Below are 13,298 nucleotides of genomic sequence, written 5' to 3'. Positions count from 1 at the left end.
CGCCCCCCGTCCGGAGCCCGGCGGCGGCCGAGAGCGCTGACCGGCGGCCGGGGCGGGCCGAACAGTGCCGGGCGGCCGATTCCGCCGCAAGGCGGAAAAGCCGGGACTCGAACGCGTGTTGGGAGCCATGATGGCGGAGTGCACTTCACCTCGGAATCCAGCGCGGACGGCGTGGCGCAGCGCCGCTTCACCCTCGACGGCGTGCCCGGTGTGCTCTGGCAGCCGGAGGGGCTGCCGCTCGGCGGGCGGCCGTTGGTGCTGTTGGGGCACGGGGGCGGCGGGCACAAGCTGGGGCCCGGGGTGGTGGAACGGGCCGGGCGGTGCGTCCGGGAGCACGGCTTCGCGGCCGTGGCGCTGGACGCGCCGGGGCACGGGGATCGGAGGCGCAGCGCGCAGGACGAGCGGTTCGCCACCGAGATCGGGGAGTTGATCGCGGCGGGCCGGCCGGTCAGCGCGTGGGTGGCGCGGCACACGGCGGCGCTCGCGGAGCGGGCGGTGCCGGAGTGGGTGGCGGTGCTGGACGCGCTGGGCGAGGAGGCCCGGGCCGGGGGAGGGGAGGGCCTCGGACCGGTCGGGTACTGGGGGCTGTCGCTGGGCAGCGTGATCGGCATCCCGCTGGTGGCGGCCGAACCGCGCATCGTCGTCGCGGTGTTCGGCCTGACGGGGCACGGGCCGCAGACGGAGGCGGCGGAGCGGGTCGGCGTGCCGGTGGAGTTCCTGGTGCAGTGGGACGACCAGCTGGTGCCGCGCGAGGGCGCGCTCGCGCTGTTCGGCGCGCTGGGTTCGCGGCAGAAGACCCTGCACGCCAACCCCGGCGGCCATCTGGAGGTGCCGGAGGCCGAACTGGAGTCGTCCGAGCGGTTCCTGACCCGGCACCTGAGTGCCGGCTGAGTGACTCCTGTGCGGTGAGCACGGGCCCCGGCGCGGCCCGTGCCAACGCTCAGTAAAACTTCGCAAAGGATTTCTCCCTGCAACGAACTTGACCGGCAGTCGGTTCAACAGATTGTTGCAGCTCAGCGCCCTGTCGGTCACCCTTCGTGGATTTGGCGTAACCCTCCGCGCCCCCTGGACTTCGCATTTCGGAGGAGTACGGTTCCGGAGGAATCGCCGGGGGCCGACTTTCGGCAGGCCGGCCGTACCGGAAAATTGGTGCGCAGCATGGGTCAGCAAATCGGTGGGGAGAGCGCCTCGGTGGCGGCTCGTCCGATATCCGGCAGGGTGGTCGCGGAAGTCCTCCGGGGCGTCGCGCAGGTGGATTTCATGCCGTCCGTCGTCTGCGGACTCTTCTTCGTGGTCGCACTGTTCGCCGCCGGCTGGCAGTACGGCCTCTACGGACTGTTCGGCAGTGCCGTCTCCACCGCCGTCGCGTACGGGCTCGGGCTCGACCGGGAGGCCGTCGGGGCCGGGCTGCACGGGTACAACGGGTGCCTGGTGGCGCTGAGTTGTGCCGTCTTCCTGGGCGCCGGGCACCCGGCGACGGTCGCCATGGCGGTCCTCGGGGCCGCGGTCGCCGTGGTGGTCACGGCGGGGCTCGGCGCCCTGCTGGCCGGCCGCGGACTGCCCGCGCTGACCGCGCCGTTCTGCCTGGTCGCGACGGCCGTGACAGCGGCCGCCCCGGGCCTGCGACGGCTGTGGCACGGCGCGGACGCGCCCGCCGCCCTGCCCGTTCCGGCGCCCGGCCCGACCGGTCTGAGCTGGGACCAGCTCTGGCACGGGTTCTTCGCGAACATCGGTCAGATCTTCTTCATGTCGCAGTGGTACGTCGGCCTGCTGTTCCTGGCCGGGCTGTTCGCGGCGAGCCGCCTGGCCGGCCTGATGGCCTGCGCGGGCAGCGCCGCCGCGCTGGCCGCGGCCTGGGCGTTCGGCGCACCCGGCGAGTCGGTCGGGCAGGGGCTGCTCGGCTACAGCGGGGTGCTGGTGGCGCTCGCGCTGTGCGGGGTGTTCCTGGCACCCGACGGCTGGAGCGCGGCGTACGCCCTGGTCGGGGCGGCCGGTGCGACCGTGCTGACCCCGGCGCTCGGCGCGGTCTGCGCGCCCTTCGGCGGCCACGCCTTCACCTGGCCGTTCGTGCTGACCACGATGCTGTTCCTGGCGGCGGTGCCGGCCGTGCCGCGCCTGCGCCGGATCTGAATGCCATCCAACTTCCTTGTCAGTCCAGCGCCTTGTGGACGTTTTCTGCATTTCTCGGAACACCGGATTCCCGGAAAGGAAGAGTGATTCCCGTGAATCTCTCGCCGCGTGAGATGGACAAGCTGTACATCTACGTCGTGGCCGACCTGGCCCGCAAACGCCGCGACCGCGGCGTCAAGCTGAACTACAGCGAAGCCTGCGCACTGATCAGCGAGGCGATCATGGAGGGGGCCCGGGACGGCCGCACCGTCGCCGAGTGCATGGAGATCGGCAAGCAGGTCGTCAGCGGCGAGGACGTCATGCCGGGCGTTCGCGAGATGCTCCCGCTGCTCCAGGTGGAGGCGGCGTTCGTGGACGGGACCAAGCTGGTCTCCTGCCACGACCCGGTGGGTGCCTGAGCGATGGCCCAGCCTCAGGCCGCCACCGTGGTGCTGGTCGGCGGGCACGAGAGCGACGGTGGACGGGACCTGGCCGCGCTGGTCGCGCCCGGTGCCGCCGTGTCTGCCGGTGCCGCCGGTCCTGCCGGGCACGCCGGCCGGGCCGGGCCCATCGTGCACGCCGCCGCCCCTGCCGGCCGCCCGCTCACCGAGGCCGTACGGTCGGCCCTCGCCGCGGCGGGCGACGGACCGGTGTGCGTCGTACCGATGACCCTCGGCCGTGACCCGAAACTGGTCGCCGACACCGCCCGCGCACTGCGCTGGCTGGCCGCCGGGGAGGGCCGTGGACGGCTCGCCCTGACCGCCCCCTTCGGCACCGCCGACCACCTGATCGGCTGGCTGCGCGCCGCCGCCGGCACCGCCCCCGAGGGCGCGGTGCTGGTCACCGCCCCGGTGGCCGGCCCCTTCGAGGACGCCGAACTGTTCCGGATCGCCCGCCTCGCCCGCCAGTACGGCCGGCACCGCTGGGTGGAGGTCGCCTTCGACGGCGGCGACCCCGACCCGGCCGAGGGCGCCGAACGCTGTCGACTGCTCGGCGCCCGGGAGGTGACGGCCGTCCCGGCCTCCTTCGGGCCGGCCCTGCGCGGCGCGCTGCCCGGCGTACGGGACGGCGGTCCGCTGCTGCGGCGGTCGGCCGTCGCCGGGGTGGTCGCGGCCCGGACGGCGGCGGCACTGCACCTGCTCGGGCACGGGGAGGACGGCATCCTGGCCGGCCTCGACGCCGAGCACGGGCACGGTTACGCGCACAGCCACGGTCCGGGTGAGCCGCACCACCACGGCAACGGGCCGGATGAGCCGCACCACCACGGCCACGGTCCGGGTGAGCCGCACCACCACGGCAACGGGCACGCCCCGCACGCCCACGTACCCCACGCGCACCAACCCGCACACACCCCCCACTGATCCGGCAGAGAGGAAGGCCAGCCATGTCTGGTGGCGCCGCATACCTGTACGGCGACGACCCGGTGGAGATCAACGCCGGCCGCGCCAAGGCCACCGTCACGGTCAGCAACACCGGCGACCGCGCGATCCAGGTCGGCTCGCACTACCACTTCTTCGAGGCCAATCGCGCCCTCGACTTCGACCGCAACGCGGCCTTCGGCAAGCACCTGGACATCCCGGCCGGGACCGCCGTCCGGTTCGAGCCCGGCGACAGCAAGGACGTCACGCTCGCCGAGTTCGGCGGCCACCGCCGCCTGGTCGGCTTCGCCAACCTCGTGGACGGCGGCATCACCGCCCCGGACACCCGCGCCCGCGCCATCGACCGGGCCATCGCCCGCGGCTTCAAGGGCACCAACCTCGACCACAAGGTCCAGCCGGGGACCGGCTCGGCGACCCACCAGGAAGGCGACCGCTGATGGCCATCCTCTCCCGCAAGCAGTACACCGACCTCTTCGGCCCCACCGTCGGCGACCGTTTCCACCTCGCCGACACCAACCTCGTGGTCGAGGTCGAGCAGGACTTCAACCAGGGCCACTACGGCGACGAGGCCGTCTACGGCGGCGGCAAGGGCATCCGCGACGGCATGGCCCAGGACCCGGCCGCGACCTCCGTCCAGGGCGCGCTCGACCTGGTCATCACCAACGTGGTGGTGATGGACGCGGTGCTCGGCGTGGTCAAGGGCGACATCGGCGTCAAGGACGGCTTCATCGTCGCCGTCGGCAAGGCCGGCAACCCGCACACCCAGAGCGGCGTGCACCCGTTGCTGGTGATCGGCCCCGGCACCGAGGTGGTCTCCGGCGAGCACCTGATCGCCACCGCCGGCGGCATCGACACCCACATCCACTTCATCGCCCCGCAGCAGGTGCCGGAGGCGCTGAGCAACGGCATCACCACCCTGATCGGCGGCGGCACCGGCCCGTCCGACGGCACCAACGGCACCACGTGCACCCCCGGCCCGTGGAACATCCACCGGATGTACCAGGCGGTCGAGGACCTGCCGGTCAACGTCGGCCTGCTGGGCAAGGGCAACGGCTCGCTGCCCGGCGCGCTGCGCGAGCAGGTCGAGGCGGGCGTGTGCGGGCTCAAGGTGCACGAGGACTGGGGCAGCACCCCGGCCGCGATCGACACCGCGCTGAGCGTCGCCGACGAGTACGACGTCCAGGTGGCCATCCACACCGACACCCTCAACGAGTCCGGCTACTTCGAGGACACCCTGTCCGCGATCGACGGCCGCACGATCCACACCTTCCACACCGAGGGCGCGGGCGGCGGCCACGCCCCCGACATCATGCGGATCGCCGGCGAGCCCAACGTGCTGCCGTCCTCCACCAACCCCACGCTGCCCTACACCGTCAACTCGGTGGACGAGCTGCTGGACATGGTGATGGTCTGCCACCACCTCAGCCACGACATCCCCGAGGACGTCTCCTTCGCCGACTCCCGGGTCCGCGCCGAGACGATCGCCGCCGAGACCGTGCTGCACGACGAGGGCGTCATCTCGATCTTCTCCTCCGACTCGCAGGCGATGGGCCGGATCGGCGAGTCCTTCGCCCGCGCCTTCCAGACCGCCCACCACTGCAAGGACCAGCGCGGCAAGCTGGCCGGGGACAGCGAGCGCAACGACAACGTCAGGGTCCTGCGCTACCTCGCCAAGCTCACCATCAACCCCGCCGTCGCCTCCGGCACCGCCGACCACATCGGCTCGCTGGAGCCCGGAAAGCTCGCCGACATCGTGCTCTGGCCGATCAACTCCTTCGCCGCCAAGCCGAAGATGGTCATCAAGGGCGGCGTGATCAGCTGGGCGCTGATGGGCGACCCGAACGCCTCGCTGCCCACCCCGCAGCCGGTCTACTACCGCCCGATGTTCGGCCAGTACGGCCGGGCCAGGCAGGCCACCCGGGTGTCCTTCATGTCCCAGGCGGCGGTCGACCTCGGCGTCCCCGCCCAACTCGGCCTGGAGAGCAGGGTGTTGCCGGTGCGGCGGTGCCGCTCGGTCGGCAAGCAGCACATGGTGCGCAACGACGCGCTGCCGAAGATCGCGGTCGACCCGGAGACGTACCGGGTCACCCTGGACGGCGAGCCCGCCACCATCGAGCCCGCCCGCGAACTGCCGCTCAACCACCTGTTCTACCTCGCGTGAGCGGCGGTCCTGACGGCGGCGTGGGCGGTGGCCGGGGCACCGGCCGTATCGGTGGCTGTGGCCGTGGCGATGCTCCGGAGGCTGTGCCGGACGGCGTGCCGGGCGGCGGGCTGGACGCCCTGCTGGTCTGCCTCCAGCTGACCGACTCGGCCTTCCCCAGCGGCTTCTACACCCTCTCGCACGGCCTGGAGGGCTACGCCCAGGCCAAGGCCGTCAGCCCGGAGACCCTGCCCGGACTGCTCGCCGACCTGCTGCGGCACAGCGTCGGACCGTCCGACGCCACGGCGCTGGTGCTCGCCCACCGGGCGGCCCTGGCCGGTGACTCGGAGCTCCTGGCCGAGACCGACCAGCGGCTCCACGCCACCAAGCTCAACCGCGAGCTGCGCCTGGCCGCCACCCGGACCGGTCGCCAACTCCTGGACATCGCCCGGGAGTCGGTGGGCGGCGAGGAGCTGGAGCGGTACGCAGGGCTGGTCGCGGAGAAGCGGGCCCCCGGCTGCCAGGCGGTGGTGGCCGGGGTGGCGTACGCCTCGGCCGGAGTCCCGGCCGAACAGGCCGTCACCAGCGACCTGTTCGCGTTCTGCACCAGCTTCGTCGGCGCTGCCCTGCGGCTGCGGCTGACCGACCACCGCAAGGCGCAGGTGGTGCTGCGGGAGGCCGCGCCGGTGATCCGTGAGGTGGTGTCCGCCGCCCTGGAGCGGGAGCTGGCCGACCTCGGCGGCTGCGTTCCGGTCGCGGACGCGATGTCCGGGCGCCACGAACGGGCCGAGGCCCGGCTGTTCATGAGCTGAATCCCCAGAGTTTTCTCACCCAACGAAGGACCAGAGGAGGAGAGTTGACCGAGAACGTGCTCCGTGTGGGCATCGGTGGCCCGGTGGGCTCCGGCAAGACGGCGCTGATCGAGGCGCTGGTCCCGGTGCTCATCGCCCGGGGCCACCGCCCGGCGGTGATCACCAACGACATCTACACCCAGGAGGACGCCCAGCACGTGCGCCGCACCCTGGCGGGGGTGCTGGACCCGGAGCGGGTGGTCGGCGTGGAGACCGGCGCCTGCCCGCACACCGCCGTCCGGGACGACCCGACGATGAACCTCGCGGCCGGCGCCGAGATGCTGGAGCGCTTCCCGGACGTCGACACCCTGCTGTTCGAGTCCGGCGGTGACAACCTGACGCTCACCTTCAGCCCGGTGCTGGTGGACCTGTTCCTCTTCGTCCTCGACACCGCCGAGGGCGAGAAGATGCCGCGCAAGCGCGGCCCGGGCATCACCGAGTCGGACCTGCTGGTCATCAACAAGATCGACATCGCCCAGTACGTCCGCGCCGACCTCGGGGTGATGGAGTCCGACGCCCACCGGGTGCGCGAGGGCGGTCCGGTGGTGCTCACCAACTGCCTCACGGGGGAGGGGCTGGAGGAGATCGCCACCTTCCTGGAGACCTTCCGCAGGGTCCCCGCGTGACCGTCTCGGCGGAGGAGGTCGTGCCCCGGCTCGACCCACGGCACTACGAGCCGGCCCGCGTCCCGTACCAGGTCCGGCGGTACGCCGGGACGCCCGACACCCTCGCGGTCGGGCGCCCCGGCAAGGTCGGGCTGCTGGAACTGGCCTTCGAGCAGGTCGGCGGGCGGACCGAACTCACCGGCCACTACCAGAAGTCGCCGCTCCAGATCATGCGCCCGCTGTACTTCGACCCGGCCCGCCCGGACCTCGCCGTCACCTTCCTGATGTCCACCGGCGGCGGCATCCTCCAGGCCGACCGGCTCCGCACCGACCTGCACTGCGGCGCCGGCGCGGCGGTCCACCTCACCACCCAGGCGGCCACCAAGGTCTACCGGATGGAGCACGACTACGCGACGCAGCTGGTCAACCTGACGGCCGGCCCGGATGCCTACGTCGAGTACCTGCCCGAGCCGGTGATCCCCTTCGTCGACTCCCGGCTCTACCAGCGGACCGTCCTCACCGTGGACCCCGCCGCGACGGTGCTGGCCGGGGAGACCGTGCTGGCCGGCCGGCTGGCCCGGGGCGAGCGCAACGCCTACCGGGTGTTCGCCTCCGACCTCGAAGTGCGACGCCCCGACGGTGGGTTGGTGGCACTGGACACCGTACGGCTGGAGCCCTCGGCGGGCGGCGGCCGAGGAGTCACCGGGCCGGCGGTGCTGGCCGGCCACGACGTGATGTCCAGCCTGTACGTCCTCAGCCCCCTCGCCCCGGCCGCCCGGATCGCGGACGCCCTGCACGAGGCGCTGGCCGGCCCCGACGGCCCGTTCTCCGGCCTGCTGCACGGGGTGAGCGTGCTGCCGCAGGACAGCGGCGCCTGGCTGCGCCTGCTCGGCTCCGACACCCGCGCCTGCGCCGCCGCCCTGCGCGCGGCCTGGGACGCGGTCCGGCGGCTGCTCATCGGGGCCCCGGCGCCCGACCTGCGCAAGACGTAGGCCGGGCGGCCTCCGGCCTTCCGCCGGTCCGGTCTCCCGTCGGTCCGGTCTCCCGTCGATGTCTGCTGGTCGCCGCCGTGCCGCACGCCGAGCACCCCGGGATCGACTGGCGGCCCCTGGAGACGTGGGCGGCGGCGCGGGCCTGGGGCCTCTGAGGGGCGAGATGGCTCCAGCCGAGTGGCCCGGGGCGCATCTTGTGGATCGTGTCGGATCAGGGCGGCGCGGCGTCGGGTGGCGTGGGTTTCGAGCAGGCCGGGGAGTCACCGTGACGGGGACACCTTCGGGCCGGAGGGTCCCGGGGCACAATGGCATGGTCCGGCAGGGGAGGAGGGGCCCATGGGGAAGGCGGACGGCCCGCAGGACCGGCGCCCGCGGCGCGGACCGGCGGCGGGTGAGGTGCTGCTGCGCGGCCTGATCGCCGTACTGGGGCTGGCGATCGTGGTGTTCGGCTTCGTCCGCTACCACGACGCCTACGAGGAGGGCGGGGCCTACCTCGACGCACCCGTCTGCGGAGCCCCGGCCGACGGGTCGGCACGGGCGGACTGCCTGCGGCCCGAGAGCGGCCGGGTGACGAAGAAGTGGGTCGCCGACAGCAGTGACACGACCTCGTACCGCCTCACCGTTCTCCGGGAGAACGCGCCGAGTGGCACCTACACGGTCGACAAGTCGTTCTACGACGCGGTGGGCGTCGGCTCCACCGTGGAACTGCGCCTCTGGCGGGGGCGGGTGGCCGAGATCATCCACCAGGGGCACCGAACGGACCCGCCGACCACCCCGTGGGCCCTGATGTTCTGGATCGGACTGCTGGTCGTGGCGGGCACGGCGCTGCTGGCCGGTGGCCTGGCCGGTGGCCAGGCCAGGGCGTTCCTGGAGACGTGGAGGATCCAGGCGGTGATCCTGGTCCCGCTCTTCCTCCTCACCTGGGGCTTCGGTGCGCAGCTGCTGGTCTGGCGCTGGCCGCAGGCGCTCACCATGGGCCTGCCGGCGCTGGCCTGGCTGATCGCCGCCGCCCTGGCGACGGTCCTGGCCCTGGTGTCGGCGGAGGACTGAGCGGCCGGGGCCGTCTCCGGGCGAGTCTCCGGGCGCTTCGCCGGGCGCGGCTGCGGGTGGGCATCGCGCCGGACGAGCGGGGCCTGGGCGGCCGCGCTAGGCCAGCCGCTCCACGAACTTGCGCTGCCACGGCGTCTCGACGGCGTGCCGGTCGTAGTGCTCGCGCACGTACGCCACCGCCTGCGCCGCCGGGACGCCGTCCAGCACGGCGATGCAGGCGAGGGCGGTGCCGGTGCGGCCGTGGCCGCCGGCGCAGGCGAGTTCGACGCGTTCGGTGGCGGAGCGCTCCCAGCCCTCGCGGAAGGCGTCGGCCGCGTCCGCGCGGTCGGCGGGGAGGCGGAAGTCGGGCCAGCGCACCCAGCGGCTCGGCCAGTCCACGCGCGGCCGGCGGCCCAACAGGTAGAGGCCGAAGTCGGGTCGGGGGCCGGGCGGCAGCGGCCGGCGGATGCCGCGGCCGCGCAGCAGGCGGCCGGAGGGCAGCCGCAGGACGCCGGGGGCGGTCGGATCCCAGGTGGTGGGGTCGGTCATGTCGGCCTCTCTCAGGGGGAGTTCGGTGCTCAGGACGCCGCGTGCAGCCCCACCGGGCCGCGCGGCAGTCCGGCGTGGTGGGCGAGGGCGGCGGCCTCGCCGCGTGAGGAGACGCCGAGTTTGGCGAGGATGTTGGCGACGTGGAACTTCACCGTGGACTCGCTGATGTGCAGCGTCGCCGCGATGTCCCGGTTGCGGCGGCCCCGCGCCAGCTGGTCGAGGACCTCCAGCTCGCGCGGCTGGAGGCCGTCCAACGGATCGGTGGCGAGCGCGGGCTCGGGCAGGGCCAGGGGGAGGTCGACGGTCACCGTGGTGCCCCAGCCCGGGACGGCCTCGACGTGGTGGCGCCCGCCGAGGGTGGTGATGCGGTCGACGGTGCGGTGGACGGTGAGGGCGTCGGTGGTGAGCAGGCCGAGGCCGTCGCCGCGCACCACGGCGCGCAGCAGTCCGTCCGGCGTGAACTGCCAGCTCACGTGCAGCCGGGCCGGCTTCTCCTGCTCCAGCATCAGCAGCACGGCCACCCGGACGGCGTCGCGGGCGGTGTGCGCGGCGTCGTCCGGGACGGACCGGTCGGCCTCCGCCGGGGGCGCGGCGTCGAGGTGGACCCGGGTGTGCCGCAGCAGCGGGCGCAGTTCGCGCACCAGCCGGGCGAAGGCGTCGGCGGCGGGCTTCTCGCTGAGCGTGCGGTCCAGCTCGGCGCCCTTGCGCAGGTCGAGCAGCGCGGTGACGGCCAGCTCGGTGGCGCTCCGGCGGGCGGTCGCGTCGTCCAGGTCGGCCGAGCGCAGCGGCGCCAGGATCGCCGTGAGCGCGGCGCTGTGGGTGCCGGTGAACTCGGCGATGGCGCGGGCGCGGGCGTTGGCGGAGGCCCGGGAGGCGGCCGTCTGGGCGGGGGCGGCGTCGGTGGCGCGGTGGTCGGAGTGGGCGGCCATCAGGTCCCACAGCTGTTGCAGGACGGCGAGTGCCCCGGGCGCCACCGGAGCGGTGCTCGACCGGACGAGGACGAGGACGGCTCCGCTTCCGGTGCCCGGGGTGGTCGCGGCGACCACCACCGGCCGGGAGCGTCCGGCGAGTTCGGCCTCGCCCTGCCAGGGGCGGCCGGTGGAGGTGGTGCCGACGGTGCGTTCGGCCAGCCGGGACAGCTCCAGCGCGCTGATCGCGGAGGTCAGCTCGGGCGGGCCGTAGCCGTGCTTGGGGCTGAACGTGCAGATGCCGCTGAGCTGCGTGAGCGCGGTGTGCGGGACGAGGGTGGCGAGCACTTCCGACAGCCGCGGCATGATGTCGGGCCTGGGCGCGCGCAGTACCTCGACGGCCCGCGCGAGCGCGTCCTCGGGGCGGCCCCAGTGCCGCCGCCAGGTCTCGTCCGGGGCGCTCGCCGCCGTGTCGACCGCCGCCGCGCCGCCCGCCGCCGTGCCGACCGTCTCTGCCGCGCCGCCCGCCGCCGCGCCGCTCATGCCGCTCATGCCGCCCACGCTGTCTGTGCGGTCCATACCGTCCACGCCGTCCATGCGGACCAGCCTAGTTCGGCTGCCGCCGGCCCCGCCTGGCCGTTCGGCCAGGTCGAACCGTCCGAAGGACCGGCGGGACGCCAGCCGCCCCGGTCACAGGATGGAAGGCGTCGGAGGCAACCAACTCCCCTGAGACCGAAGGACCTTCCATGACCAAGGCGATCGCATTCTCCGAGTTCGGCGGCGCGGACGTGCTGCACCCGGTCGACATCGACCTGCCCGCCCCCGGCCCCGGCCAGGTGCGGGTCGCGGTCCGCGCGGTGGGCGTCAACCCGCTGGACCGCAGGCTGCGGACCGGCGAGCTGGCCGGAATGTTCCGCATCGACTTCCCGTACGTGCCGGGCGTGGAGCTGTCCGGCGTGGTCGAGAGCGTGGGCGCCGGCGTGAGCGGCTTCGCGCCCGGCGACGAGGTGTTCGGGCACACGATGGGGGGCGCCTACGCCGAACACGCGCTGGTGAACGCGGCCGAGCTGGCCCACAAGCCCGCCGGGCTGGGCTGGGAGGAGGCCGCCGCGATCCCGGCGGCGGCCGAGACCTCCGAGCGGGTCCTCGACGTCCTGGGCGTGCGGCCCGGCGAGACGCTGCTGGTGCACGGCGCGGCCGGCGGGGTGGGCACCCTGCTGCTCCAGTTCGCCCGGGAGCGCGGGATCACGGTGGTCGGCACCGCGAGCGAGCCCAACCACGCCTACCTGCGGGAGCTCGGCGCGATCCCGGTGGCGTACGGCGAGGGCCTGGCCGAGCGGGTGAGGGCCGCCGCCCCGGGCGGGGTGGACCGGGCACTGGACGCGGCCGGCCGGGGCGGAGTGCTGCCGCTGTCGATCGAGCTGACGGGCAGCGCGGACCGGGTGCTCACCATCGCCGACGCGGTCGGCGCGCAGGAGCACGGCGTCCGGTTCAACGGCGGAGTCGAGGGCGTGGAGCCGCACCACCAGCGCGCCTACGCGGCCGCGCTCGCCCTGCACGAGGCGGGCACCCTGCGGCTGCCGCTGCACCGGGTGTTCCCGCTGTCGGAGGCGGCCGAGGCGCAGCGGGTCAGCGAGGACGGGCACCTGCGCGGCAAGATCGTGCTGACGGTCCGATAGCCGCCCGCCGCCCACCCTGCCCCCATCTGACCGTTTTGCCTACGTTTTGCATTGGGCTCGCCATTTTCGTACGGTTTCATCCGTTCGGAGTAATTCGGCAGGCGGACGCGCCGTAAACACGGCGCTAGGCCGTCCGGCCGACATGCGATCGCCCGATCGGTCGACGAGGGTTGGCCGGACGCGGGCGGCGCCGGACCGCCTGCCCTGACGGTCAGGAGGACCAGGCGTATGGGTGGAACGGACAGGCGGGCGGTGATCGGCGAGTTCCTCGGGACGCTGCTGCTGGTCCTGCTGGCGGTGGGTGCCGCGGTGCTCGCGGGCGACCAGATCGGCCCGGTGGGCATCGCGCTGGCGTTCGGCTTCGTGCTGCTCGCGCTCGCTTACGCGCTCGGGCCGATCTCCGGCTGCCACGTGAACCCGGCGGTGACGCTCGGTTTCCTGCTGGCCCGCCGGATCGACGGGCGCACCGCGGTGTCGTACTGGATCGCCCAGTTCCTCGGCGGCATCGCCGGCGCGGGGCTCGTCCTGCTGCTGGCCAAGCAGATACCGGGGCTGGAGACCCACGGCAAGCTCGGGACCAACGGCTGGGGCGACCGCTCCCAGGTGCACATCAACGCCGGCGGCGCGTTCCTGACCGAGGTCCTCCTCACCTTCCTGCTGGTGTACGTCGTGCTGGCGGTCACCCACCGGCTGGCGGCGGTCGGCTTCGACGGCCTGCCGATCGGCATCTCCCTGGCGGTCATCCACCTGGTCGGCATCCCGCTCACCGGCACCTCGGTCAACCCGGCGCGCAGCCTCGGCCCGGCCCTGTTCGCGGGCGGCGACGCGCTCTCCCAGCTGTGGCTGTTCCTGCTCGCCCCGCTGGTCGGCGGCGCGCTGGCGGCGGGCGTCCACCTGCTGACCCACCCACAGCCCAACCTCCCGGTGGCGCAGGCCCTGGCCACCGACGCGCGGGCGTAGTTCCCCGCACGTACGCGGGCCGAGGGGGGGGGGGGGGGGGGGGGAGGGGGTGGGCCAAATCCGCCACCTCATTCTCCGTGGTTGGGGGGGTGGTGTG

14 protein-coding genes are annotated in these 13,298 nt (G+C 73.9%); 12 read left to right on the top strand and 2 right to left on the bottom strand.

The genetic code is table 11. The features are described 5' to 3' along the window. The first annotated feature begins 138 nt into the window (after positions 1-138). The 10 genes from ACZ55U_RS28920 (at position 139) to ACZ55U_RS28875 (ending at position 9,126) form a co-directional block, all read left to right on the top strand. Positions 139-891 (top strand): alpha/beta hydrolase, encoded by a 753-nt coding sequence (locus tag ACZ55U_RS28920; RefSeq protein ID WP_465530588.1) that lies wholly within the window; start codon positions 139-141, stop codon positions 889-891. Between the two features lie 267 nt (positions 892-1,158). Next, positions 1,159-2,130, top strand: a complete 972-nt coding sequence (locus tag ACZ55U_RS28915) for an urea transporter (protein WP_465530586.1) — start codon at positions 1,159-1,161, stop codon at positions 2,128-2,130. A gap of 92 nt (positions 2,131-2,222) precedes the next feature. Next, entirely contained in the window at positions 2,223-2,528 is a 306-nt protein-coding gene (locus ACZ55U_RS28910) for an urease subunit gamma (RefSeq protein ID WP_380700332.1), read from the top strand. Between the two features lie 3 nt (positions 2,529-2,531). Then, positions 2,532-3,470, top strand: coding sequence for a sirohydrochlorin chelatase (locus ACZ55U_RS28905; protein ID WP_465530584.1), 939 nt, complete (start codon positions 2,532-2,534; stop codon positions 3,468-3,470). Between the two features lie 23 nt (positions 3,471-3,493). Beyond that, positions 3,494-3,925 (top strand): urease subunit beta, encoded by a 432-nt coding sequence (locus ACZ55U_RS28900; protein ID WP_465530582.1) that lies wholly within the window; start codon positions 3,494-3,496, stop codon positions 3,923-3,925. Next, on the top strand, positions 3,925-5,649 hold the full coding sequence (gene ureC, locus ACZ55U_RS28895; protein WP_465530580.1) for an urease subunit alpha: 1,725 nt from the start codon (positions 3,925-3,927) through the stop codon (positions 5,647-5,649). Before ACZ55U_RS28900 ends, ureC begins: the two co-directional genes overlap by 1 nt. Positions 5,650-5,732: 83 nt before the next feature. After that, positions 5,733-6,440 (top strand): urease accessory protein UreF, encoded by a 708-nt coding sequence (locus ACZ55U_RS28890; protein ID WP_465530578.1) that lies wholly within the window; start codon positions 5,733-5,735, stop codon positions 6,438-6,440. Further along, positions 6,437-7,105, top strand: a complete 669-nt coding sequence (gene ureG, locus ACZ55U_RS28885) for an urease accessory protein UreG (RefSeq protein WP_465530664.1) — start codon at positions 6,437-6,439, stop codon at positions 7,103-7,105. Before ACZ55U_RS28890 ends, ureG begins: the two co-directional genes overlap by 4 nt. Next, positions 7,102-8,076 carry an urease accessory protein UreD gene (locus tag ACZ55U_RS28880; protein WP_465530576.1) on the top strand — a complete coding sequence of 325 codons (975 nt, stop codon included), beginning with the start codon at positions 7,102-7,104 and terminating at the stop codon, positions 8,074-8,076. Before ureG ends, ACZ55U_RS28880 begins: the two co-directional genes overlap by 4 nt. Positions 8,077-8,412: 336 nt before the next feature. Then, positions 8,413-9,126 carry a hypothetical protein gene (locus tag ACZ55U_RS28875; RefSeq protein WP_465530574.1) on the top strand — a complete coding sequence of 238 codons (714 nt, stop codon included), beginning with the start codon at positions 8,413-8,415 and terminating at the stop codon, positions 9,124-9,126. Between the two features lie 96 nt (positions 9,127-9,222). Here ACZ55U_RS28875 and ACZ55U_RS28870 read toward each other — a convergent pair whose 3' ends face one another. Then, complete coding sequence (locus tag ACZ55U_RS28870; protein ID WP_465530572.1) at positions 9,223-9,654, bottom strand: protein-tyrosine phosphatase family protein; 432 nt, start codon at positions 9,652-9,654, stop codon at positions 9,223-9,225. A gap of 29 nt (positions 9,655-9,683) precedes the next feature. Continuing rightward, positions 9,684-11,159: a helix-turn-helix transcriptional regulator gene (locus ACZ55U_RS28865; RefSeq protein WP_465530570.1), complete on the bottom strand. Its 1,476-nt coding sequence runs from the start codon at positions 11,157-11,159 to the stop codon at positions 9,684-9,686. A gap of 149 nt (positions 11,160-11,308) precedes the next feature. Between ACZ55U_RS28865 and ACZ55U_RS28860 the strand changes: the two genes are divergently transcribed. Together ACZ55U_RS28860 and ACZ55U_RS28855 are read left to right on the top strand one after the other, a co-directional pair. After that, a complete protein-coding gene (locus tag ACZ55U_RS28860) occupies positions 11,309-12,241 on the top strand; it encodes an NADP-dependent oxidoreductase (RefSeq protein WP_465530568.1) in 933 nt (310 codons plus the stop codon). Positions 12,242-12,469: 228 nt separating this feature from the next. After that, positions 12,470-13,201, top strand: coding sequence for an MIP family channel protein (locus ACZ55U_RS28855; RefSeq protein WP_465530566.1), 732 nt, complete (start codon positions 12,470-12,472; stop codon positions 13,199-13,201). The last annotated feature ends 97 nt before the right edge of the window (positions 13,202-13,298 follow it).

The organism is Kitasatospora sp. NPDC034533, from assembly GCF_055575155.1.
The sequence above is the reverse complement of the archived record's forward strand: the minus strand, read 5'-3'. Positions and strand labels throughout refer to the sequence as shown.

What these genes read in the sequence shown, in the direction of transcription:
- ACZ55U_RS28870 (WP_465530572.1), bottom strand. Translation starts at nt 9,654, where the DNA reads ATGACCGACCCCACCACCTGGGATCCGACCGCCCCCGGCGTCCTGCGG.
- ACZ55U_RS28905 (WP_465530584.1), top strand. Translation starts at nt 2,532, where the DNA reads ATGGCCCAGCCTCAGGCCGCCACCGTGGTGCTGGTCGGCGGGCACGAG.
- ACZ55U_RS28875 (WP_465530574.1), top strand. Translation starts at nt 8,413, where the DNA reads ATGGGGAAGGCGGACGGCCCGCAGGACCGGCGCCCGCGGCGCGGACCG.
- ACZ55U_RS28865 (WP_465530570.1), bottom strand. Translation starts at nt 11,159, where the DNA reads ATGGACGGCGTGGACGGTATGGACCGCACAGACAGCGTGGGCGGCATG.
- ACZ55U_RS28915 (WP_465530586.1), top strand. Translation starts at nt 1,159, where the DNA reads ATGGGTCAGCAAATCGGTGGGGAGAGCGCCTCGGTGGCGGCTCGTCCG.
- ACZ55U_RS28860 (WP_465530568.1), top strand. Translation starts at nt 11,309, where the DNA reads ATGACCAAGGCGATCGCATTCTCCGAGTTCGGCGGCGCGGACGTGCTG.
- ACZ55U_RS28900 (WP_465530582.1), top strand. Translation starts at nt 3,494, where the DNA reads ATGTCTGGTGGCGCCGCATACCTGTACGGCGACGACCCGGTGGAGATC.
- ACZ55U_RS28855 (WP_465530566.1), top strand. Translation starts at nt 12,470, where the DNA reads ATGGGTGGAACGGACAGGCGGGCGGTGATCGGCGAGTTCCTCGGGACG.
- ureC (WP_465530580.1), top strand. Translation starts at nt 3,925, where the DNA reads ATGGCCATCCTCTCCCGCAAGCAGTACACCGACCTCTTCGGCCCCACC.